This window comes from Streptomyces zaehneri (genome assembly GCF_032248645.1).
Lineage (GTDB): Bacteria > Actinomycetota > Actinomycetes > Streptomycetales > Streptomycetaceae > Streptomyces > Streptomyces coriariae.
On the sequence record NZ_JASTTJ010000022.1, the window covers coordinates 162,198 to 184,891 of the forward strand.

The window sequence follows — 22,694 nt, forward strand, 5'->3', positions numbered from 1 at the left end:
GGAAGTTGTGAAGACACCTGACGGCATGTCAGAAACGGGTGCCGATGACATTTGTCCTGCCCGACCGCGTACATCCGGCACTGCCGCGAGCGGGCCCGGAAACGTAGCGTCGAAGACAGGCACACGACCGTGGAAGACGCGGAAACGGGGGACGGACATATGACCAGGTCATTCGAGGACCGGCACCACGCGGCGGCCTGCCGCCGGGACGCCTGGCGCTCGGTGTTCCGTACGGCACGGGAGCACCGGCGGCACTGGAGAGCGGACAAGGAGCCCTTCAAGGCCGACCACCGCAACGCCCGCGGGGCCGGGCGGATTCCCGAGGAGCCGGGTCCGCCGGCCAGCGGCTTCACGCTGCTGCCGTGGCTGCTGATGGGGATGGGCGCGTTCTCCAACCTCTTCCAGGGCGACGCCAACCCGTGGATCGGCAGTCTGGGCCTGCTGGCGTTCAACTCGCTCTACATCTACGTCGCTTTCCGCGCTTTCGTGAAGGAGGCCCGCGAGGCGACCTCCACGCGGGTGGCACTGGTGCTGCTGGGCTTCGTGACCTGCGGACTCGCCCTCGGCTACGGCGGCAGCTGGCTGCTCTTCCTTCCGCTGTTCGGCCTCGCGACGGGCGCAGTGCTGCGCGGCCCCCAACTGCGGAGCATCGGTACCGCCGTCGCCGTCCTGGCGGGCGCGGTCGCCTGTGTGCGCGACGGCTGGGACGGCCTCACCATCGCCTACGCCACCTGGATCTCGACGATGGTGACGGCCGCGATCCTCTCCCTCTCCGAGGCCGTACGGGAGCTGCGCGCCGCCCGTGAGGAACTCGCCCGGCGGGCGGTGGAGGAGGAGCGGCTGCGCTTCTCCCGCGACCTGCACGACCTGCTCGGCCACACCCTGTCGGTGATCGTGGTGAAGTCGGAGGCGGCCCGGCGGCTGGCACCGCGCGACATGGACGCGGCGCTCTCCCAGGTCACCGACATCGAGGCGGTGGGCCGCCAGGCGCTGACCGAGATCCGCGAGGCGGTCACCGGCTACCGCGAGGGCAGCCTGGCCGGCGAGCTGGACCGGGCCCGCTCGGCTCTGACGGCGGCGGGCGTCGAACCGTCGGTGAGCCGGTCGGGGCCGCCGCCGGATCCGAGGACCGCGGCCCTGCTCGGCTGGGTGGTCCGCGAGGCGGTCACCAACGTCGTCCGGCACAGTGACGCGAGCCACTGCGGGATCACCGTCTCGGGCACCCCGGAGCGGGTCCGGCTGACGGTGACGGACGACGGCGGCGGCAGTGGAGGAGGAGGCGACTGCGACCACGGTGACACGGGCGGCGACAGCTGCTGCGCGCCGGGCGGCGGCACCGGACTCACCGGCCTGCGCGAACGCCTGGCGGCGGCGGGCGGCACCCTGACGGCGGGCCCGGGACCACGCGGCGGCTTCACGGTCACGGCGGAACTGCCGGTCGAACTCCCGATGTCACACCCGGGCACCGCCACCGTCGCCGGGCCGGTGGACACCAGCACCAGCACCGAGACCGGTGCCGCCACCGGCGAGGGCACCAGCGACACCACCGGCCACGCCGCCGAAGGCGAAGGGATGCGGTCCCCGGCGGCCGCGCAGCCCACCACGGCCGCGCCTCCCGCGGACATCGTGCCGTCCGTGGCCGCCGGCCCTAACCTGGGCCCGTGACCGAGATGCCGGGTTGGCCCGTGAACGAGATGCCCCGCGACAACCGCCCCACCAAGTCCATCAGGGTGCTGCTCGCGGAGGACCAGGGGATGATGCGCGGGGCGCTGGCCCTGCTGCTGGGGCTGGAGGCCGACATCGAGGTCGTCGCGCAGGTGGGCACCGGGGACGCGATCGTGGACGCCGCCCTCCTCCATCGGCCGGACGTCGCGCTCCTCGACATCGAACTCCCCGGCATCAGCGGTCTCGATGCGGCCGTCGAGCTGCGCGACCAGGCGCCCGGCTGCCGGGTGCTGATCCTGACCACGTTCGGCCGGCCCGGCTATCTGCGCCGGGCCATGGAGGCCGGGGCCTCGGGGTTCCTGGTCAAGGACGGCCCGGTGGAGGAGCTGGCGGCGGCGATCCGCCGGGTGCTGGCCGGCGAGACGGTCGTGGACCCGGCGCTGGCCGCCGCCGCGCTGAGCGCCGGCCCGAACCCGCTCACCGCCCGCGAGTGCGACGTCCTGAAGGCCTCCGTGGACGGCGCGACCGTCTCCGACATCGCGGCCAGGCTGCACCTGTCGGAGTCCACGGTCCGCAACTACCTGTCCTCCGCGATCGGGAAGACGGGCACCCGCAACCGCATGGAGGCGATGCGGGAGGCTCGGCAGCAGGGCTGGCTGTAGAGGTCCGGACCGCCGCTGGCATAGTGCCCGCATGTCCTTACCGATACGGGTCCTCAGGCGTCCGGCCGCGCTGGCGGCGAGTGTCGCGGCACTGTTCGCCACCGCGGTGGCGCCCGCCGCGGCCGACGGCTCCAAGCAGGTCGTGATGCGGTTCGAGACCGCCGAGAGCTTCGTCATGTACAACGCCGACCAGGGGGCCGGGGCGGCCCCGAACGGCAGCTTCGCCGTCCCGGTCCACGTCGAGCCGAGCAAGGGCGGCGAACCGGCCCGCAACGTCCGGGTGGTCGTGGACGCGTCGGGGCTGAAGGGCGTCGCCCGGCTCGCGCACAGCGACACGTGCCCGGCGGAGGGCGCCGTCTACACATGCGAATACGGCACCTTGCAGAACGGCGACGGCGAGAGCTACACACCCCTCTCCCTCCTCGGGGTGGACGGTGTCGAACCGGGCGACAGCGGGACGGTGACCTACACCGCGACCGCCGACAACGCGCCCACCATCACCGGCACCACCCGGATGACCGTGGGCGGTCCGACGCTGACCGCGCCGGGGCAGGAGGAGGGCGTGAGCGGGCTGGCACCGGGAAAGTCCGCGAACGTGACGGCACGGTTGGCCAACAACACCCGTTTCCCCACGAAGGCGGGCGTCGCCCTCCAGGTCGACGTGTCGGAGGGGGTGACGCTGACCGCCCTGCACAGCAACTGCTTCTACGCGGGCCGCGCGCCCACCTCCGCCTGGTGCGCCTTCCCCACGAAGGCCGCGGCGGGCGCCGCCTACCGGACCAGCGCGCCGCTGGTCTACACGGTCACGCCGCCCGGGAGGCTGACCGGTGAGGTGACCTACACCTGGTCGTCGCCTGCGGCCCGCCCCGCCGATCACACCGTGCGCGGGACCGGCTCCCCGCTCACCCTGGTCCGCACGGCGGCCCAGAACTTCGACGACAGTCACGGCAGACTCGGGATCACCACCACCGTGCAGGCCGACTACCGTCCGGTCACCGCGACCGTGCGGGGGCGGGTGGGCGACACGGTGAGGGTGCGGCTCGGACTGGAGGACCTCGGTCCCGGCCGGGTGCGGGACGACGAGGAGCTGGGCCGTTTCGAGGTGGTCCCGCCGGAGGGCACCACGGTCACCTCGATCCCGTACACCTTCGAGGAGGACGGCGGGAAGTGGGCCTGCGAGCGACCACAGAAGCCGGGGGGCGCGTTCGTCTGCGAGATCGGCTACGACCGGTTCTACGAAGTACGGCACGAGGGGGGCACGACCGCGATCGACTTCCACATCCGTATCGACCGTCAGGTGCCGGGCGCGCAGGGCACCGTCCGCACGTACAACCCGTTCGACCGCACCCCGGCCAACGACATCGCCGTCATCCCGCTCGACGCCTCGCCCGCTCCGCCCTACCGCGTCCTCTTCGGTCACCCCTGGGCGTGGACCGCGGGTGTCCTGGCCGTCGCCCTCCTGGCAGCGGTGTACCGCCGTCGCCGCCGCAACGCCACAGCGTCGTGAACGCTGCCCCGGTCCTGAGCGCCACCCGCCACCGTCGCCCCCGGCCCTGAGCACTCCCCCGATCCTGAGCACTCCCCCGGCCCTGAGCGCGCCCCCCGCCCGGCGGTATGACCTCCGACGGGGTATGACCTGCGGCGGTACGGACTCCGGCGGTACGGACTGCCCGCGTCCTAGATGCCCGCGCCCGTCCGTCGCAGCACCCGCAGCGAGCCGGTGTCCGAGACCTCGGTGAAGGCGCCGGAGTCCAGGGCCCGGAGGTAGACGCGGTAGGGGGCCTGGCCGGTGAACTCGTCGACCGGGTGGGGGAACACGTCGTGGATGACGAGGAGCCCGCCCTCGGCGACATGCGGCGCCCAGCCCTCGTAGTCGGAGGTGGCGTGCTCGTCGGTGTGGCCGCCGTCGACGAAGACGAGGCCGAGGGGCGAGTTCCAGAACGCGGCGATGCGCGGCGAACGTCCGACCAGGGCGACCACATGCTCCTCCAGACCCGCGCGGTGCAGGGTCCGGCGGAACGTGGGCAGGGTGTCCATCAGGCCGACCTCGGGGTCGACGGTCTCCGGGTCGTGGTACTCCCAGCCCGGCTGCTGCTCCTCGCTGCCCCGGTGGTGGTCGAGCGTGAGCGCGCTGACCCCGGTCTGCCGGGCGGCGTCCGCGAGCAGGATCGTGGAGCGCCCGCAGTAGGTGCCGACCTCGAGCAGCGGCAGCCCGAGCGCACCGGCCTCGACGGCGGCCGCGTACAGGGCGAGGCCCTCGTCGACCGGCATGAACCCCTTCGCCGCCTCGAACGCGGCCAGGATCTCGGGCTTGGGTGCCGCGGGCATAGGGGGTCCTCCGGGGTCCGTGCGTGGTGGTACATGCGCTGGTGGTACACGCCGTGGTGCCGCATGCGTGCGGGTGCTCGGTGCGTATGGCCGCCCATGCTGCCGCACCCCCCGCCGCCGAGGCGACAGGGGGTGCGGAAACGACGGGCCGAGGAGCGCGCGGGGTGCGCCGGGCCGGCCCGGCGGGTCAGGCGCTGACCGTCTCGCCGGGCAGGGCCAGGTCCAGGTCGACCGGACGCTCGTCGCCCGCGTGGGTCGCGGCGCTGGCCAGCGGGCCGTGACCGGTGGCCTTGGCGGCGAGGACGTAGGCGCCCTGGGCCGGGACGGCGAGGGCGTAGCTGCCGTCCTCCTGCGACAGGGTGGCGCCGGCCTGACGACCGCGGCGGTCGATGAGCGTGACCTTGGCGCGGGCGACCGGGACGCCGTCGGCGTCCAGGACCCGGCCGCGGAAGCCCCGCAGGACCTCCTCGGCGTGCTTCAGGTTGGCTTCCTCCTCGCTGCTGGCGCGCAGCTGCGGCACGGCCGACGGACGCTGCTGCCGGGGCAGGAAGAGAGCGAGGAGCAGGCCGACCGCGACGGCGGCGGTGGCGATCAGGAAGGAGACGCGGAAGCCGTGCATGGTCGGCACGGCGACGCCGCCGACGTTGTTCGCGGTGTTGGCCAGCACCATGCCGATGACGGCGCTGGACACCGAGGTGCCGATGGACCGCATCAGGGTGTTGAGGCCGTTGGCCGCGCCGGTCTCCGAGGCCGGGACCGCGCCGACGATCAGCGCGGGCAGGGAGGAGTACGCGAGGCCGATGCCGGCGCCGAGGACGACGGCGATGACGAGGCTCTGCCAGGCGGCGCTCATCAGCCCGAGGCCGGCGCCGTAGCCGATCGCGATGATCAGCATGCCGAGGATCAGGGTGAACTTGGGGCCGTACCTGGCGGACAGCTTGGCGTAGACGGGCGCGGTGAACATCATCGTCAGGCCGAGCGGCGCGACGAGCAGACCCGCGGTGACCATCGACTGGCCGAGGCCGTAGCCGGTGGCCTTCGGCAGCTGGAGCAGCTGCGGCAGGACCAGGGAGACGACGTAGAACGAGACGCCGACCATGATCGAGGCCAGGTTGGTGAAGAGGACGGCCGGTCGGGCCGTGGTGCGCAGGTCGACGAGCGGGGCCTTCAGCCGCAGCTCCATCACGCCCCACAGGACGAGGACGACGGCCGCGGCGGCGAAGAGGCCGAGGGTGGTGCCGGAGGTCCAGCCCCAGTCGCTGCCCTTGGTGATCGGCAGCAGGAAGAGCACCAGACCGGTGGAGAGGCCGATCGCGCCGGCGACGTCGAAGGTGCCCTCGGCGCGCGCCGGGGACTCGGGGACGACGAGGAGGGTGAGGGCGATGGCGAGGGCGCCGAGGCCGGCGGCGCCGTAGAACAGGGCGTGCCAGTCGGCGTGCTGGGCGATCAGGGCCGCGAGCGGCAGGGCGAGGCCGCCGCCGACGCCGATCGAGGAGCTCATCAGGGCCATCGCCGAGCCGAGCTTCTCGCGCGGCAGCATGTCGCGCATCAGGCCGATGCCCAGCGGGATCGCGCCCATCGCGAAGCCCTGGAGGGTGCGGCCGGCGATCATCGTGATCAGGTCGCTGGTGAGGGCGCTGACCAGCGCGCCGACGACCATCACCGCGAGGCTGGCTATCAGCATGCGCCGCTTGCCGTACAGGTCGCCGAGGCGGCCCATGATCGGAGTGGCCACGGCGCCCGACAGCAGCGTCGAGGTCAGGACCCAGGTGGCGTTGCTGGGCGCGGTGCCCAGCAGCTGGGGCAAGTCCTTGATGACCGGGACGAGCAGGGTCTGCATCACCGCGACCACGATGCCCGCGAAGGCGAGTACCGGGACCACGGCTCCGCTCGCTTCACGGGTGGGCCGACCGGTCGTCGTGTGCGTCATGAGGTGGGGCCTCCGGGGGCGGTGCGTCAGGGATACATGGAGACCGAACCTGTATGCACGGGCAACTATTCCGATGCTTCGGCGTACTAACGATTTCTTTATCTTCTCTTGAAGGTTCCCCCCGAGATCCTCCCGATGCCCCCTGGCGATCCCCCGAGATCCTCCCGATGCCCCCCTGGCGATCCCCCGAGGTCCCCTGACGTCCCTTACGTCCCAGGAAGGTTCTCCTGCGGAAGTGACGGCCGGAAGTCGACCCAGGGAGGGCGCCGCGGCTCAGCGGGCGGGGGTCTGGAGGATGCCGCTCAGCAGCACGTCCAGGCCCCAGGCGTCCCGGTCACCGGGCGAGAACAGAGCCGGTCGCAGCGCGGTGATCATCGGGTAGCGGTCGGCGGGCAGGGCCGCGTAGTGACGGTCGGCGTCCGCCACGACGGTCTCCTCCTTGCCCCCCTTGGTGAGGTAGGCGCTCTGTTCGGCGGCGGCCGCGGCGCTGTGGAGGTGGAGCAGGTCGACGGCCCAGGCGGCGGTGACGTCGTCGAGGCCACCCTGTTTGAGCAGCGCGAGCATGCGGTCGATGACGAGCAGGGCGTTGGCGCCGGTGGGGATCGCGCCCAGGGCGACGGCGGCCAGCCCCTCGTGCCGGCTCATGGCCTCGACTGTCGCCGCGACCAGCGCGTGCAGCTGCTCCCGCCAGGTGCCGTCCGCGGTGAGCGGGACCCGGGCGAGCGCCTCGTCCAGCATCGCGGCCATCAGGTCGTCGCGGTTGGCGACATAGACGTAGAGCGAGGCCGGCCCGGTGTCGAGCTCCTTGGCGACGCGGCGCATGGTCAGCGCGTCCAGTCCGTCGCGGTCGAGGATGGCCAGCCCGGCACGCACGATCGCCTCGCGGCTGAGGGGGGCCTTGGCGGGCCGCGCACGGCGGCTGATCGGCTCGGGGGTCACGTGGAGAGGGTAACGGGGAGGGGCGACGGGCACGAACGCCGGTCGCCACGAACGGCGACCGTGACGAACACTGTTTGACACGAACATCGTTCGCTCCCTAGTGTCGAGGCGGGATGAACGAACATTGTTCGCCACGAACGACGTTCGCGGTACGCCGCACGACGCGCGCCGCACGCCGGAACTCGCGGCACCCAGACCTCGCAGTACCGCACCCCAGACCTCGCAGTACCGGAAAAGGAGAACCGTCATGATCCTCATCACCGGAGGCCGCGGTGCGGTCGCCACTCGGCTGCTCGCCCTCCTGCACGCCGACGGCATACCCGTGCGGGTCGGCTCGGCCGCCCGCGCCGGCCTCACCCCGCCTCCCGGCGTCGAGACGGTCACCCTCGACCTCACCGACCCGGCGACCTTCCCCGCCGCCCTGGCCGGCGTCACCTCCGTCTTCCTCTACGCGACCCCCGACCACGTCACCGAGTTCGCCGACCAGGCCCACCGGGCCGGCGTCGGCCACGTCGTGGTGCTGTCCAGCTCGAGCGTCCTGGGCGTGCTCGACTCCGAGCCGCAGGACGACCCGCTGGCCGGCTCGCATCTGGCCGTGGAACGGGCCCTGCTCGCCTCCCCGATCGCCACCACCCTCCTGCGACCGGGGGCCTTCGCCTCCAACGCCGCGTCCTGGGCCTGGCCCGTCAGGGCCGGACTGCCCGTCAGCCTGCCCTTCCCCGGAGCGCACACCGACCCCCTCCACGAGACGGACCTGGCCGAGGCCGCCCACGCCGTCCTCACCGACCCCCGGCACCGCGGCGGCCGGTTCACCCTCACCGGACCCGAGTCGCTGACGTTCGCCGAACAGATCGACCGGCTCGCCGCCGCCACCGGCCGCGCCATCGCGGTCAAGCACGTCACCCCCGAGGAGTGGAAGGAGGAGACCGACGGGCACATCCCCGCCGTCTACGCCGACGCCCTCCTCGCGTGGTGGAGGTCCACGGACGGCAGGCCCGTCACCCTCACCCGCACCGTCGAGGAACTCACCGGCCACCCCGCCCGCCCGTTCACCGTCTGGGCCACCGACCACCTCGCCGAATTCACCGCCTCCTGAGCCACCGACGTCCCGGGGCGACCCCACACCCGCACCCTGGGTCGAAATCCCGATGCGCGGGGCGCGACCCGGTTCGGACCGTGACGCCCATGCCGGAAGCCGCCGACGCCACCCGCGCCGGGAGATCCCGCCCTCCCACCGCTCCCGCCCGGCAGCTCGTGGCACTCGCCAGCGCCGGACAGTTCCTCGTCGTGTTCGACGTGTGTCCGTGGTGAACGTGGCGCTGCCGTCGATCCGGGCGGACCCCGGGATGAGTGCGTCGGGCCCGCACGGGGTGGTGAACGCGTACGCGTACGCGATCGCCTTCCGCGATCGCCTTCACCGGGTTCATGCCGCTCGGCGGCGTCATCCGTCCGTCATCCGTCCGTCATCCGTCCGGCGTCGTCCCGCTGAGAGCTCGTCGGGGTGGCCGTTAGGGTGGCAGGCGTGTCGTACGCAGGCTCGAACCCCGGCCCCTTCGATCCCTTCGATCCCGCAGATCCCGCCGATCCCTTCGGTCCTCCGCGGCCGCGCCGCTCGCCGCTGCGCCGCCCGCTGACCGTTGCGCTCGCCGCGCTGGTGCCCGGGGCGCTGCTCGGCTGGCTGGCGTACGAGACGCTGGGCGGGCCCGGGGCCGGCGGGACGGACGGCCCCGGGGCCGGGGCGGCGCCGAGTGTCCTGAGCTCCCCCGCGAACGGCTCGGACGGTGCGGGCGGCTCGGGCGGTGTGGGCGGTGACGGGAAGACGGGCGTCGGCACGGGCACCGCCTCGGCCCCGGCCCCTGCCGGTTCCGGCGCAACCCCGCTCCGGGGCAGGGTCGTCGTCATCGACCCCGGCCACAACCCCACCAACTACCGGCACACCGCCGACATCAACAGCAAGGTGGACATCGGCACCAACCGCAAGGAGTGCGACACGACGGGTACGTCCACGAACTCCGGTTACAGCGAGGCGGAGTTCACGCTGGACGTGGCCCACCGGCTGCGCGCGCTGCTCCAGCAGCAGGGCGCCACGGTGCGGCTGACGCAGGACGGGGACCGGCCGTACGGCCCGTGCGTCGACGAGCGCGCCCGGATCGGGAACGCGGCGCACGCCGACGCGGTCGTCTCGATCCACGCCGACGGCGCCGGGGCCGGGCAGCGCGGCTTCCATGTGATCCTGCCGGGCGCGGTGCACGAGGGCGGCGCGGACACCCGCGCCATCGTCGCCCCGTCGAAGGACCTCGGGAAGCTCGTCGCGGGCGACTTCACCCGGGCGACCGGTACTTCACCGTCCAACTACGTCGGCGACGGCACCGGTCTCGTCACGCGTGAGGACCTGGGCGGTCTCAATCTGTCAACGGTTCCCAAGGTGTTCATCGAGTGCGGCAACATGCGCGATACCAAGGACGCGGCGCTGCTGACCAGTGGCGCCTGGCGGCAGAAGGCGGCGCAGGGGATCTCTGAGGGAATCGTGAGTTTCCTGCGCGGGTAGTGATCAGGGCACTCATCCCGGCGGACAGCGCGATCGTGGTGACGATAGTGTCGTCCCTACGATGAGGGGCCACCCCCGCGCTTCACACAGGGGCCTGACGGCGACATGGTGACAGCGACGCCTCTACCGATACGTGTATGCGTGTACCGATGACGAGACGACTGACGAAGGACCTGAAGTGAATATCCGCTCCCTCACTCGAGGCGACGGCGTGGTGATCGGAGCAGCGGTACTGCTGTTCATCGCGTCGTTCCTGGACACGTTCGACGGCTCCGGCAGTGACGTCCCGAACGCCTGGGACAACCTCGGCCTCGTAATGAGCATGTATCTCGGCGGAATCATCGGTGCCGCCCTGATCGTCGTCGCCCGCGCGCTTCCGCAGCCGCGCAAGGTGGCCGGCATCGACCTGGGGCAGTTCGGCGTCGCGCTGACGGTCTTCGCCGCGTGGACGGCGTTCTGGACGATCATCGACCCGCTCGGTGCGTTCAGCGACACCTTCGGCAGCACCGACGTCGAGACGGGCTCCGGTCTGATCCTGGGCCTGATCGCCGCGCTGCTGCTGGCCGCGGGCGCGGTCGCCACCCCGCTGGTGCCCGCCCTGCAGGCCGCCCTCGTCCCGGCGCCCAGGCCGGCCGCCCCGCAGCCGTACGGCGCGCAGCCGCCCGCCGGTTACGGCTACCCGGGCGCCCCGCAGCAGCCGTCGGCGTTCGGCGGCCCGCCGCAGCAGGGCCAGCCGGGTCAGCCGTCGTTCGGCGCCCAGCCGGGTCCGGCGCAGCCGTCGGGCGGGGACTTCTCCCCGTTCTGGTTCGCCGTGCCGGTGCCGCGTCCGCTGTACGCGGAGGACGGCGCGCCGATGCCGATCGCCGAACTGGCGCCGGGCACCTGGTACCTCGCGGTCGAGCAGGGCGCCCAGGGTCTGATCGCCCAGACCCAGGACGGCCGCCGCGGCGTCCTGCGGGACGCCTCCGGCATCCAGCGCGGCTGAGCCCGGCTCCCGCACGACTTCACGCACGGCCCCTCGCCCTTCCGGGCGGGGGGCCGTTGTCGTACAGTCGCAGCCTTCGATTCTCTGACACACCGTCAGGAGGCGGGCATGCGGCTCGGTCTGGCGCTCGGCTACTGGGGCCGCGGCCCCTCCCCCGACCACGTGGAGCTGGCGTGCGAGGCGGAACGGCTCGGTTACGACTCCGTGTGGACGGCGGAGTCCTGGGGCTCGGACGCCTTCACGCCCCTCACCTGGATCGCCGCCCGCACCTCGACGATCAAACTGGGCACGGCGGTGGCGCAGATGGCGGCCCGATCCCCCACCACGACCGCGATGCACGCCCTGACCCTGGACCATCTCTCCGGCGGCCGGATGATGCTCGGGCTCGGCCTGTCCGGCCCCCAGGTGGTGGAGGGCTGGTACGGCCGGCCGTTCCCCGAATCCCCGCTGACCGCGACCCGGGAGTACGTGGACGTGGTGCGCCAGGTGCTGCGCCGGCGGGCGCCGGTGGAACTGGACGGCCGCTTCCACTCCCACCCCTACCGCGGCCCGGACGCGACCGGCCTCGGCAGACCGCTCAGGTCCATCACCCACCCCCTGCGCCCCGACCTGCCGGTGCTGCTGGGCGCGGAGGGTCCGCGCAACGTCGCCCAGACGATCCGCATCGCCGACGGCTGGCTGCCGCTGTACTGGTCGCCCGACCGGCCGCACGCGTACGGCCCGGCGGTGGCGGAGCTGCCCGACGGCTTCCGGGTCGCGCCCCTCGCCCAGGCGCGGATCTGTGACGACGTCACCGAGGGGCTGCTCCCCGTGAAGACCATGCTCGGCTTCTACATCGGCGGCATGGGCCACGCCACCCGCAACTTCCACGCCGACCTGATGGCCCGCATGGGATACGAGGAGGAGGCCCGGCGCATCCAGGAGCTGTTCCTGGCCGGGCGGCGCGAGGAGGCGGTGCTGGCCGTCCCGGACGCCTTCGCCGACGAGATCTCCCTGGTCGGCCCGCGTGAACGCGTCGCCGAGCGGCTGGAGTCCTGGCGCAAGGGGCCGGTGACGGACCTGCTGGTCGTCGCCCCGGACCGGACGACCCTGCGGGTGCTGGCGGAGCTCAACTCATAGCCACGGGCGCACGAAGAGCGAACACTCCACGTTTCAAAGGGGATTCCGGGGCCAGACGGAAGTCATGTCTCGATATCGCAGTGGTTCCAACTCCGCCGGAACGGTCATAGCGGTGGTCGCGGACGTCATGGCCGTCATCCTCGGGCTGTGGATCCTCATGTACCTGCTGGACGCCAACCGGGGCAACGACCTGGTCCAGTTCGTGCATGACGCGGCCAACTGGCTGGCCGGCTGGTCACGTGACCTGTTCACGTTCGACGAGGCGTGGGCGCGAGTGGTGGCAGGGTACGGCCTGGCAGCGGTCGTCTACCTGTTCATCGGTCACGCGATCGCCAACCGGGTCCACCGCCACTAAGGCAGCTCCCGGGGCGGGTCCTGTGACCCGCCCCGGGAACGAGTCCACCGCAGGAACGACTCCGCCCGGGAACGGGTCAGTCGCAGGAACGGGTCGGCCCCCGTGCGGCCCCATGAGAGGGTCGGTCCCAGGAAGGGATTCAGGCGCAGCAGTCCGCCTCGAGCCCGGACAGCCCGGACGGCAGTTGCTCCCCGCCGAACACGGCACAGGTGGCCTCGTGACCACCGAGGGCCGCAACGGCGAGCAGCAGCGACCCCGCGGTCCAGGTGGTCAGCTCCCGGGGCCAGATCGCCTCGTCCTCGAACACGAACCCCGTCCAGTACAGGCCCGACTCCGCGTCGCGCAGGTGCTGGATCGACTGAAGGATCTCCAGCGCCCGGTCGGACTCGCCCATCACCCAGAGCGCGAGGGCGAGTTCGGCCGACTCGCCGCCCGTCACCCACGGGTTGGGGACGACACAGCGCACGCCGAGACCCGGGACCACGAACCGCTCCCACTCGGCCTCGATCCGGGACTTGGCCTCCGTGCCGGTCAGCGCCCCGCCCAGCACCGGGTAGTACCAGTCCATCGAGTAGCGGTCCTTGTCGAGGAACCGCTCGGGGTGCCGGCGGATGGCGTGCCGCAGTGCCCCCACCGCCAACTCCCAGTCGGGCTGGGGCTCTTCGCGCTGCTCGGCGATGGCCAGCGCGCAGCGCAGCGCCTGGTGGATGGAGGAGGAGCCGGTGAGCAGCGCGTCGGCGGTCGGGGTGCCGTCGTCGTCGCGGCGCCAGCCGATCTGCCCGCCGGGCTGCTGGAGCCGCAGCACGTACTCGACGGCCGCGTAGACGGCCGGCCACATGCGGTCCAGGAAGGTGTCGTCGCCGGTGGACAGGTAGTGGTGCCAGACGCCCACGGCGATGTAGGCGACGAAGTTCGTCTCGCGCCCTCGGTCGGTGACGTCGTCGAAGGCGCCGTCCGCGTACGCGGCGAACCAGGAACCGTCGTCGTTCTGGTGCCGGGCCAGCCAGCGGTACGCCCGCTCGGCGGCTTCGTGTTCGCCCGCCGCGTCCAGCGCCATCGCCGCCTCGGTGTGGTCCCACGGGTCGAGGTGGTGGCCCCGGAACCACGGGATCGCGCCGTCCTCACGCTGCGCGGCGAGGATGCCGGTGACGGTCACGGCGGCCTGCTCGGCGGTGAGGACCCCGGGCAGGACGAGGTGTTCTGTCCGGGGGGTCGTCACTTGGCGTCCGCCCCGGTCTTCTCGGCCTGCTCGGTCTTCGCGCTCTGCTCGGTCTTCGCGGTCTGCCTGGCCTTCGCGGCCTTCGGCGTCTTCGCGGCCTGCTCGGTGTTCTCTGCCTGCTCTGCCTGCTCTGTCTGCTCGGAGAGCCGGGGCAGGTGCGGCTTGGTCGCGTACGCCACGAAGCTCTTGCCGATGAGCGGGTTCAGCGCCTGCTCGGCGACCCGGGTGGCGAGGGGCTTCTTCATGATGTCCCAGACCAGCAGCTTGTGGTAAGCACGCACCGGCAGTGCCTGGTCGTTGTCGACGCCGAAGGCGCACTTCAGCCACCAGTACGGCGAGTGCAGCGCGTGGGCGTGGTGGGTGCCGTACGGCTTCAGGCCCGCCTCGCGGATCTTCGTGAGCAGCTCGTCCGCCCGGTAGATGCGGATGTGGCCGCCCTCGACCTCGTGGTAGGCGTCGGAGAGGGTCCAGCAGACCTTCTCGGGGCCGTAGCGCGGGACGGTGATGGCGATCCGACCGCCCGGCTTGAGCACCCGCACCATCTCGGCGAGGACGCCCTTGTCGTCCGGGATGTGCTCCATGACCTCGGAGATGATCACGACGTCGAAGGACTCGTCGGGGAAGGGCAGGGCGAGGGCGTCGCCCTCCATGGCCGTCGCGGTGGCACCCTCGGGGGCCTCGCCGGCCTCCTTCATCGCCGCGAACCACTTGGCGACCTCGCGGATCTCCTCGGCGTTCTGGTCGAGGGCCACGACCTGCGCGCCGCGCCGGTAACACTCGAAGGCGTGCCGGCCGGCACCGCAGCCCAGGTCCAGGACTCGGTCGCCCGGGGCGAGCGGGAACCGGGAGAAGTCGACGGTCAGCACGTGGCCCTGCTTTCGCGATCGCGATCGGATGCTTCGGATACGGCGTCGGTGTCGGCACCGGCCCCGGCACCGACGGACTCGACGGCTTCGTGGGCGGCGGACGCCGCGGAAGCCTCGGCGACCCGCGGGCGACCGCGGTCGGCTATCGCCTCGCGGTACCGGGCCACGGTCCCCTCGGCGGCGCGCGCCCAGGTGAACCGTTCGAGCACCCGTTGCCGTCCGGCCGCACCGAGCCGGGCCCGCAACTCCGGGTCGCCCAGCAGCCGTCCGAGACCCGTGGCCAGCGCGCCGGAGTCGCCCGGCGGCACGGCCAGGCAGGTCTCGCCGTCGCGCCCTGCGACCTCGGGGATCGCCCCGCCGGTCGTGGCGAGCAGCGGGGTGCCCGTGGCCATGGCCTCGGCGGCCGGCAGGGAGAAGCCCTCGTAGAGGGACGGCACGCAGGCGACCTCCGCCGAGCGGACCAGGTCGACCAGTTCGGCGTCGGAGATGCCCTTGACGAACTCGACGGCGCCTTCGAGGCCGTACCGCTCGATCGCCTGGGCGACCGGCCCCTCCTGCGGGCGCTTGCCGACGACGACGAGATGGGCGTGCGGGTGCTCGGTGCGCACCTTGGCCAGCGCCTCGACGAGGAAGACCAGGCCCTTGAGCGGGACGTCCGCGCTGGACGTCGTCACGATCCGGCCCGGCAGGACGGCCACGGCGGGATTCGGCGAGAACAGGTCGGTGTCGGCACCGATGTGGATGACGTGGACGCGGTCGTCGCGGACGCCGAGGTGGTCGACTATCTCCTGGCGGGAGGTGCCGGAGACGGTGAGCACGGACGGCAGCCGGCGCGCGACCCGCTTCTGCATCCGGGTGAACGCGTACCAGCGGCGCACGGAGTACCGGCGCCGCCGTCCCTCGGCCGCGTCCAGCTCCAACTGCCGGTCGACGGTGATGGGGTGGTGGATGGTGGTGACGAGAGGCGCGCCGATGTCCCCCAGCAGCCCGTATCCCAGGGTCTGGTTGTCGTGCACGATGTCGAACTCACCTCTGCGCGCCCGGAGATGGCGGCGGGCCCGCAGCGAGAAGGTCAGCGGCTCGGGGAAGCCGCCGGTCCACATCGTGGCGACCTCGAGGGCGTCGACCCAGTCGCGGTACTCGCCGCGCTTCGGGGTGCGGAAAGGATCCGGCTGACGGTAGAGGTCGAGGCTGGGCAGCTCGGTGAGGGTGAGCCGGTCGTCGTGGCCCGGGTCCAGCACCGGATAGGGCTGGGAGCCGATCACCTCGACGCGGTGGCCGAGGCGGGCGAGCTCACGCGAGAGATGCCGTACGTAGACGCCCTGGCCCCCGCAGAACGGGTTCCCCTTATAGGTGAGGAGAGCGATGTCGAGCGATCTCCCGCCATCGGCGGCGAGGTCGTGCCGGGGCCCTGCCTGACTGGCCTCAGCGGTCACTCCGGGCCCCCTTCTGCCTGCATTGTCCCGCGAGACTACGACGGGACGCTAATCTAGAACAAGTTTCAGACTTGATCGTTCGGGAGGCTCTGAATCTACCGGCAGGTAGGAGAGCTGTGAGCAGTGGATCAGGTGATTCACGCCACGGCCGACCGCCCCGTCGAGCTGTGCGCCCACTGAGCCTCACCGACTGTCACGGAACGGGACCCATGCCTGCGGAAGCCAGCACTCAGCACCCTGCCCACTCCCCGCTCACCCAGCGGCAGGAGGAGCGCCGGCGTCGCATCCTGCACGCGAGCGCGCAGTTGGCCAGCCGGGGCGGGTTCGACGCGGTGCAGATGCGGGAGGTCGCGGAGTCCTCTCAGGTCGCCCTGGGCACGCTCTACCGCTACTTCCCCTCCAAGGTGCACCTGCTGGTCGCCACGATGCAGGACCAGCTGGAGCACATGCACGGCACGCTGCGGAAGAAGCCCCCGACGGGCGAGCGGGCGGCGGACCGCGTCGCGGAGACCCTGATGCGCGCCTTCCGCGCCCTCCAGCGCGAGCCGCACCTGGCGGATGCGATGGTCCGCGCGCTGACCTTCGCCGACCGCAGCGTCTCACCGGAGGTCGATCAGGTCTCCCGTCAGACGACGGCGATCATCCTGGACTCGATGGGCCTGACCGATCCCACCCCGGAGCAGCTCTCGGCGGTCCGCGTCATCGAGCACACCTGGCACTCGGCGCTCATCACCTGGCTGTCGGGGCGCGCGTCCATCGCCCAGGTGCGGATCGACATCGAGACGGTGTGCCGACTGATCGACGTGACGGACCCCGGACAACACACGAGCAGGACAAACGAGCAGGACGCACACGGATAGGACACGCGGGCAGGACCAACCCGGGTAGAACACACAAGCAGAGCGCGCAAGCAGAAGGACGCACGGGCAGGAAGCACGGGCAGGACGCACAGGCAGGAAGCACAGGCAGGACGCACGCAAAGGACCTACGAGACGACGAGGGTTCCTTCAGATCCTGTCCCGCGACCCTCAGGTCCCTCGGTCCGTCCGTCGACGTCGGCCTCGGCGGATGCCTTCGCGTCACGCAGAAGTCGGCTACTCCGGTCGGACCCCCTCATTCGCCTCGTAGGCCACTACCAGGATAAAGCGTCCCAAACCTGACGCAATACCCCATCGGGAAATTTCTTCACTCCTCCGGCGGGAACACCGCCTCCCCGCTGCCCACCAGCGTGATCATGATCGCCTCCACCGGGCAGCTCTCCGCCGCCGCCAGCACCCGCTCGTTGGCGTCCAGGTCCGGGTCGGCCGGGTGGGACTGGCGCGCGGTGTCGAGCCGGAAGCCGTCAGGCGCGTGGTGGATGCACTGGGCGGATCCGATACAGAGGGAGCGGTCCACCTCGACGTGCCAACGATCCCCCATGGCCCGTCAGCCCTCCCATCCCGCCGGCAGGTGGATCATCTTGTGCTCGAGGTACTCCCCGAAGCCCTCCGGCCCGAACTCCCGCCCCAGCCCGGAGTTCTTGTAGCCGCCGAACGGGCCGAGCATGTCGAGGCTGAAGGTGTTCACCGAGTACGTGCCGGTGCGGACCTGCCGGGCGACCTCGATGCCGTGCTCGACGTCGGCCGTCCACACGCTGCCGCTGAGCCCGTAGTCGGAGTCGTTCGCGATCCTCAGCGCCTCGGACTCGTCGCCGTAGGGCAGCAGACAGATCACCGGCCCGAAGATCTCCTCGCGGGCGATCCGCATGGAGTTGTCGACGTCACCGAACAGGGTCGGTTCCACGTACCAGCCGCGCTCCAGACCCGGCGGGCGCCCCCCGCCCGTGAGGATCTTCGCGCCCTCCTCCTGCCCGATCCGGATGTAGTCGAGGTTGCGGCGCTGCTGCCGCCGCGCCACCAGCGGGCCGACCTGGGTCGCCGGGTCCAGCGGGTCGCCGACGACCAGCGCGGCCGCCGCGGCGGTGAAGGCGTCCGCGAACTCGTCGTAGCGTGAGCGCGGCAGGAGGATGCGGGTCTGGGCCACACAGGCCTGCCCGTTGTTCATCCAGGCGGCCGAGACGATCCCGGGGACGGACGTGGCGATGTCCGCGTCCGGCAGGACGACGGCCGCCGACTTGCCGCCGAGCTCCAGGGTCACGCGCGTCAGGTTCCTGGACGCCACCTCCATGACCCGCTTGCCGGCCGCGACCGAGCCGGTGAACGACACCTTGTCGACGCCCGGATGCCCGACCAGGTACTCGCTCACCTCGCGGTCCGCCGGCAGGATCGACAGCACGCCCTCCGGCAGCCCCGCCTCCCGCGCGATCTCGGCCAGCAGATACGCGTCCAGCGGCGACTCCGGCGACGGCTTCAGCACCACCGTGCAGCCGGTGAGCAGCGCGGGCGCGAGCTTGGCGGCCGCGACGAACTGCGGGACGTTCCAGGGGACGACGGCCGCGACCACCCCGACGGGCTCGCGCCGCACGAGGATCTTCCCGAGCACGCCGTCGCGCCGCTCCTCGAAGGTGAAGCCGCGCGCGACGGTGATCGCCGCGTCCCACACCATCATCGCGCCGAGGGCCTGCGCGAGGACGCTCCAGGAGTACGGGGAGCCGTTCTCGGAGGAGATCACCCGGGCGATCTCCTCGTGGCGCAGCGCGATGCCGTCCTTGATGCGGGTGACGACGGCGATCCGCTCGTCGAGCGACAACCGGGGCCAGGGCCCCTCGTCGAAGGCCCGCCGCGCCGCGGCGACCGCCCGGTCCACGTCGCCGGCCGACGCGTGCGGCACCCGCCCGATGACCTCCTCGGTGTGCGGCGAGACGACCTCGATGACGTCCTTGCCCAGGGGGTCGATCAGTTCCCCGCCGATGAACAGCTGTCCGTGTTCCACGAGCTCGGCCATGACCACTGCCTTCGTCTACGTTTCTGACGGTGTCTCAGGAACTGATACCAGTTCTAGTTATAGTGGGCAATGGCCGTGTGACGGAGGGCAGATGAAGAGCAGTCAGGGCGAACCCACCACGTACGACCACGGCGGCGGTGTCCGCTCGCTCCGGGTGCCCATCCCGGACAACCCGCTGGGCCACACACTGGTGTACGTCGTCGACACCGACCGTGGGCCGGTCCTGATCGACACGGGCTGGGACGACCCGGCGTCCTGGGAGGCGCTGACCGCCGGGCTGACGGCGTGCGGCACGTCCGTCTCGGAGCTGCGCGGCGTCGTGATCACCCACCACCACCCCGACCACCACGGCCTGTCCGGTCAGGTGCGGGAGGCCTCCGGGGCGTGGGTGGCGATGCACGCGGCGGACACCTCCATCGTGCGGCGGACCCGCGAGACGCGTCCCGAGCGCTGGTACACGTACATGGCGGCCAAGCTCACCGCCGCCGGCGCCCCGGAGGAGCACATCGCCCCGCTCCGCACGCCTCCGGCCCGTCGTCGCCCCTTACCCGGCCTGGCGCCCGCCCTCCCCGACCGCGAGATCGTCCCCGGTGAGTACCTCGACCTGCCCGGCCGCCGCCTGCGCGCGATCTGGACGCCGGGCCACACTCCCGGCCATGTCTGCCTCCACCTGGAGGAGGACCATCCCGCTCGACTCCCGGGCCACGGGCGCCTGTTCTCCGGCGACCACCTGCTGCCGGAGATCACCCCGCACATCGGCCTGTACGAGGATCCCGACGACGCCACCGTCACCGATCCCCTCGGCGACTACCTCGACTCCCTCGAACGCGTCGGCCGGCTCGCCCCCGCGGAGATCCTCCCGGCCCACCAGTACGCCTTCACCGACGCGCCTTTCCGCGTAAGGGAGTTGCTCACCCACCACGAGGACCGCCTCACCGGTCTGCTCGCCCTTCTCGCCACCCCCCTCACCCCCTGGCAGCTCGCGGAACGCATGGAGTGGAACCGCCCCTGGCCGCAGATCCCCTACGGTTCACGGACCATCGCGGTCTCGGAGGCCGAGGCCCATCTGCGGCGACTGGTGAAGCAGGGACGCGCGGAGGCGGTGACCGGGAGCGATCCGGTGACGTACGTGGCGGCGTAAATCGCTCGCGGCCGACGAGGGCTCCTTGATACCAACGCCCTCATGGACCCCCTGCAGCGGCTGCTCGCCGAACGCGCCTGCGAGCGTCTCGTCGTCGACTTCGTCCACCGGCTGGATCTCGGCGAACCCGCCTCGGTGGCAGAGCTGTTCACCGAGGACGGCACCTGGGAGTGGCCGGAGGGCGGGCGGCTGGTCGAGGGGCGGGCGGCGCTGCGGGAGTACTTCGGTTCGCGGCCCGCCGACCGGCTCTCGCGCCGCCTCATGTCGAACATCCTGGTCACCTTGACCGCACCGGACACCGCGCTGGCCACCTCGTACTTCTCGACGTACCGGGTCGACGGCTACGAGGGCGGCGTCGTCCCCGCCGGACCACCCGTCCAGGTCGGGCACTACCAGGACGCGTTCCGCCAGGTCGACGGGGTGTGGCTGCTGGGGACCCGGGTGCTGTTCCTCCCCTTCGGCGGACCGACACCCCGCGTAGGCTGCTGACTTGATCGGATCACCGGATCGTCCGGTCGTCGGATCATGTGCCGTCCGGTCGTCCGGTCGTCGGATCGTGGGGATCAGGGGCAGAGGCAGAGGCCGGGGGGCCAGGGGCATGAGGGGGACCAGGGGGATGAGAGCCGATGAATCGTGCGACTGAGGTGTTCCAGCCACTCCAGGCGGACGATCCACCCCTGGTGGCCGGATACCGTCTCGCCGCCCGGCTCGGGGCGGGCGGCATGGGACGGGTCTACCTCTCGCACACACAGGGTGGCCGGCCGCTGGCGATCAAGGTGGTACGCCCGGAACTGGCCGACGACCCGGCCTTCCGGCGACGGTTCCGCCGGGAGATCAAAGCCGCCCGGCGGGTCCGCGGCGCGTACACCGCCGAACTGATCGACGCCGACGCGGACGGCGTACCGCCCTGGCTGGCCACGCTGTACGTGCCCGGGCCCTCGCTGGCGGAGGCCGTCGCCCGGCGCGGGCCGCTGCCGGTGCCCGCGGTGCTGTGGCTGATGGCGGGGGTGGCGGAGGCGCTGCAGGCCATCCACGGTGCGGGAATCGTGCACCGGGACCTGAAGCCGTCGAACGTGCTGCTGGCCGCCGACGGACCGCGCGTGATCGACTTCGGCATCTCGCTGGCCTCCGACGTCACCTCGAACACCGCCACCGGACTCGCCGTCGGCACACCGCAGTACATGGCTCCCGAGCAGGCGATCGCGGGTGAGATCACCGCGGCGACCGACGTTTTCGCGCTCGGCCAGACGGCGGCGTTCGCGGCCCTGGGCGAGCCGCTGTACGGGGACGGCCCCTCGGTCAGCGTGCTGTACCGGATCGTGCACTCGGAACCCGACCTGTCCCTGCTGCCCGAACCGCTCCGTCCGCTGATCGCCCGCTGCCTCGCCGCCGATCCGGCGGAGCGGGTCACTCCGGCGGAGATCGTCGAGTGGTGCAGGCGACGTCTGGGCGGAGAAGCGGACGGCGGCGCCGGGCCGGCCGTCTGGCGGGAGGTCACCGGACCGGAGGTGTCGGTTCCGGCTCCGGTCCCCGATCCCACCCCGGTGCACACGCTGCCCTTGATCCCGCGGCCCTCGCACGAGGCGCCGCAGCACGAGACCCTCCGGCACGAGACGCCCCAGCACGCTGTGCCCTCGAACGCGATCCCCACGAACGCGATGCCCTCGAACGCGTTGGCCCCGCACGTGTTGCCCCACCCCGGGACGCCCCACCCCGGGATGCCCTTGATCGCGCCGGTGCGGTCGCAGCTCACGCGGCCGGACGGGCGGCCGGCCCGCCGTCGGCGCACCGCGTTGGCCACGGCCGCCGCCGTGACCGCGGGGGCGCTGGTGCTGACCGGCCTGACGTGGACGGTCATGAAGGCGGCGGACCGGCTCCGCCACCGGGACACGGCCGGGGCCTCCTCGACGCCCGGCCCGTCCGGGTCCGCAGGGTCGTCGGGGTCCTCGTCGGCGTCCTCGTCGACAGCCGCGCCGGACTCGGTGGCCGGTGACCGGACATCGCCGGGGGCGGGCTCCTCCTCGACCGTGCCCAAGACGCCGCAGGCCACCGCGTATCCCCTCCAGTGGCTGGACGCGAAGACCTCGCTCGACGTCAAGGAGCCGGTCCGGCGCGAGGACGGCAAGGGGGACATCCGCTTCACCTGCGAGCAGACCGGCTGCGCGCTGGAGAGCGACACCAGCGTGTTCAACATGCTGTACGGCGACCCCGGCGGCTCCCTCGACTCGTGCCGCATCGTCCTCACCGGCGCCAAGAGCCACCGGCTTCCCCTCGCCGCGGCGGCGGCCGGCAGCGAGATCTGCGTCAGGCATCCCTCCGGGGACATCGCGCTGCTCGTGATCCAGGTGAAGTCGACCGCGCTGCCGGACATCGCGTTCGTGACCGCGGACATGACGGTCTGGCGGGCGGCCTAGTTGTTCTGTCCCGGGAGGTTGTGGACGGGTGAGCCAGGTCTCGGCTGAGAGATCTTGAACAGGTGAGGGCCTTCCGGTTCGGTGTGGATTGCGACGTCTACACCAACAGAAAGGCCCTCGTGCCCCACCGTAATGCACCCCTGTCCGAGACCGGCCGTCTGCGTCTGGCCCGCTGCGTGGTCGAGGACGGCTGGCCCCTGCGCC

Annotated in this window: 21 protein-coding genes; 13 read left to right on the forward strand and 8 right to left on the reverse strand. The window is 72.1% G+C overall.

Annotation, left to right across the window (positions count from 1 at the left end):
- Positions 1-159 precede the first annotated feature (159 nt).
- Genes QQM72_RS30900 through QQM72_RS30910 form a run of 3 tightly spaced genes read left to right on the forward strand, consistent with a single transcriptional unit; the run spans position 160 to position 3,834 of the window.
- The gene (locus QQM72_RS30900; RefSeq protein WP_314224128.1) at positions 160-1,665 is read left to right on the forward strand and encodes a sensor histidine kinase; all 1,506 of its coding nucleotides are present in this window, start codon (positions 160-162) and stop codon (positions 1,663-1,665) included.
- Between the two features lie 29 nt (positions 1,666-1,694).
- The gene (locus QQM72_RS30905; protein ID WP_314224150.1) at positions 1,695-2,327 is read left to right on the forward strand and encodes a response regulator transcription factor; all 633 of its coding nucleotides are present in this window, start codon (positions 1,695-1,697) and stop codon (positions 2,325-2,327) included.
- Between the two features lie 31 nt (positions 2,328-2,358).
- A complete protein-coding gene (locus QQM72_RS30910) occupies positions 2,359-3,834 on the forward strand; it encodes a hypothetical protein (protein ID WP_314224129.1) in 1,476 nt (491 codons plus the stop codon).
- A 170-nt stretch (positions 3,835-4,004) separates the two neighbouring features.
- Here the strand turns inward: QQM72_RS30910 and QQM72_RS30915 are convergent, their stop codons facing one another.
- The 3 genes from QQM72_RS30915 to QQM72_RS30925 form a co-directional block, all read right to left on the reverse strand.
- Positions 4,005-4,655: a class I SAM-dependent methyltransferase gene (locus QQM72_RS30915; RefSeq protein ID WP_314224130.1), complete on the reverse strand. Its 651-nt coding sequence runs from the start codon at positions 4,653-4,655 to the stop codon at positions 4,005-4,007.
- 187 nt (positions 4,656-4,842) lie between these two features.
- On the reverse strand, positions 4,843-6,585 hold the full coding sequence (locus QQM72_RS30920; protein ID WP_314224131.1) for an MFS transporter: 1,743 nt from the start codon (positions 6,583-6,585) through the stop codon (positions 4,843-4,845).
- 273 nt (positions 6,586-6,858) lie between these two features.
- Entirely contained in the window at positions 6,859-7,524 is a 666-nt protein-coding gene (locus QQM72_RS30925; protein WP_314224132.1) for a TetR/AcrR family transcriptional regulator, read from the reverse strand.
- Between the two features lie 247 nt (positions 7,525-7,771).
- On the opposite strand from QQM72_RS30925, the gene QQM72_RS30930 reads away from it, so the two are divergent.
- From QQM72_RS30930 to QQM72_RS30955, 6 genes are all read left to right on the forward strand, one after another.
- Positions 7,772-8,620, forward strand: coding sequence for an NAD(P)H-binding protein (locus QQM72_RS30930; protein WP_314224133.1), 849 nt, complete (start codon positions 7,772-7,774; stop codon positions 8,618-8,620).
- Between the two features lie 89 nt (positions 8,621-8,709).
- Positions 8,710-8,835: a hypothetical protein gene (locus QQM72_RS30935; RefSeq protein ID WP_314224134.1), complete on the forward strand. Its 126-nt coding sequence runs from the start codon at positions 8,710-8,712 to the stop codon at positions 8,833-8,835.
- 211 nt (positions 8,836-9,046) lie between these two features.
- Positions 9,047-10,072, forward strand: a complete 1,026-nt coding sequence (locus QQM72_RS30940; protein ID WP_399079267.1) for an N-acetylmuramoyl-L-alanine amidase — start codon at positions 9,047-9,049, stop codon at positions 10,070-10,072.
- Positions 10,073-10,250: 178 nt separating this feature from the next.
- The gene (locus QQM72_RS30945) at positions 10,251-11,057 is read left to right on the forward strand and encodes a DUF5336 domain-containing protein (protein ID WP_314224135.1); all 807 of its coding nucleotides are present in this window, start codon (positions 10,251-10,253) and stop codon (positions 11,055-11,057) included.
- A 108-nt stretch (positions 11,058-11,165) separates the two neighbouring features.
- Positions 11,166-12,176: an LLM class F420-dependent oxidoreductase gene (locus QQM72_RS30950; RefSeq protein ID WP_314224136.1), complete on the forward strand. Its 1,011-nt coding sequence runs from the start codon at positions 11,166-11,168 to the stop codon at positions 12,174-12,176.
- A 64-nt stretch (positions 12,177-12,240) separates the two neighbouring features.
- Positions 12,241-12,531, forward strand: coding sequence for a hypothetical protein (locus QQM72_RS30955; protein WP_054238057.1), 291 nt, complete (start codon positions 12,241-12,243; stop codon positions 12,529-12,531).
- Positions 12,532-12,670: 139 nt separating this feature from the next.
- On the opposite strand, the gene QQM72_RS30960 is transcribed toward QQM72_RS30955, so the two are convergent.
- The 3 genes from QQM72_RS30960 to QQM72_RS30970 are packed head-to-tail and all read right to left on the reverse strand — an operon-like array spanning position 12,671 to position 16,052.
- On the reverse strand, positions 12,671-13,750 hold the full coding sequence (locus QQM72_RS30960) for a prenyltransferase/squalene oxidase repeat-containing protein (protein WP_314224137.1): 1,080 nt from the start codon (positions 13,748-13,750) through the stop codon (positions 12,671-12,673).
- Positions 13,747-14,616, reverse strand: coding sequence for a class I SAM-dependent methyltransferase (locus QQM72_RS30965; protein ID WP_314224138.1), 870 nt, complete (start codon positions 14,614-14,616; stop codon positions 13,747-13,749). Before QQM72_RS30965 ends, QQM72_RS30960 begins: the two co-directional genes overlap by 4 nt.
- The gene (locus QQM72_RS30970) at positions 14,610-16,052 is read right to left on the reverse strand and encodes a glycosyltransferase family 4 protein (RefSeq protein WP_314224139.1); all 1,443 of its coding nucleotides are present in this window, start codon (positions 16,050-16,052) and stop codon (positions 14,610-14,612) included. The genes QQM72_RS30965 and QQM72_RS30970 overlap by 7 nt, the downstream gene beginning before the upstream one ends.
- A gap of 209 nt (positions 16,053-16,261) precedes the next feature.
- Here QQM72_RS30970 and QQM72_RS30975 point away from each other — a divergent pair, with 209 nt between their 5' ends.
- Positions 16,262-16,912: a TetR family transcriptional regulator gene (locus QQM72_RS30975; RefSeq protein WP_314224140.1), complete on the forward strand. Its 651-nt coding sequence runs from the start codon at positions 16,262-16,264 to the stop codon at positions 16,910-16,912.
- Positions 16,913-17,237: 325 nt separating this feature from the next.
- Here the strand turns inward: QQM72_RS30975 and QQM72_RS30980 are convergent, their stop codons facing one another.
- On the reverse strand, positions 17,238-17,471 hold the full coding sequence (locus QQM72_RS30980) for a ferredoxin (RefSeq protein WP_314224141.1): 234 nt from the start codon (positions 17,469-17,471) through the stop codon (positions 17,238-17,240).
- Between the two features lie 6 nt (positions 17,472-17,477).
- Complete coding sequence (locus QQM72_RS30985; RefSeq protein WP_314224142.1) at positions 17,478-18,935, reverse strand: aldehyde dehydrogenase; 1,458 nt, start codon at positions 18,933-18,935, stop codon at positions 17,478-17,480.
- 91 nt (positions 18,936-19,026) lie between these two features.
- Here QQM72_RS30985 and QQM72_RS30990 point away from each other — a divergent pair, with 91 nt between their 5' ends.
- The 3 genes from QQM72_RS30990 (at position 19,027) to QQM72_RS31000 (ending at position 22,490) form a co-directional block, all read left to right on the forward strand.
- Complete coding sequence (locus tag QQM72_RS30990; RefSeq protein WP_314224143.1) at positions 19,027-20,076, forward strand: MBL fold metallo-hydrolase; 1,050 nt, start codon at positions 19,027-19,029, stop codon at positions 20,074-20,076.
- A 42-nt stretch (positions 20,077-20,118) separates the two neighbouring features.
- A complete protein-coding gene (locus tag QQM72_RS30995) occupies positions 20,119-20,565 on the forward strand; it encodes a nuclear transport factor 2 family protein (protein WP_314224144.1) in 447 nt (148 codons plus the stop codon).
- Positions 20,566-20,702: 137 nt separating this feature from the next.
- Positions 20,703-22,490: a serine/threonine-protein kinase gene (locus tag QQM72_RS31000; protein WP_314224145.1), complete on the forward strand. Its 1,788-nt coding sequence runs from the start codon at positions 20,703-20,705 to the stop codon at positions 22,488-22,490.
- The last annotated feature ends 204 nt before the right edge of the window (positions 22,491-22,694 follow it).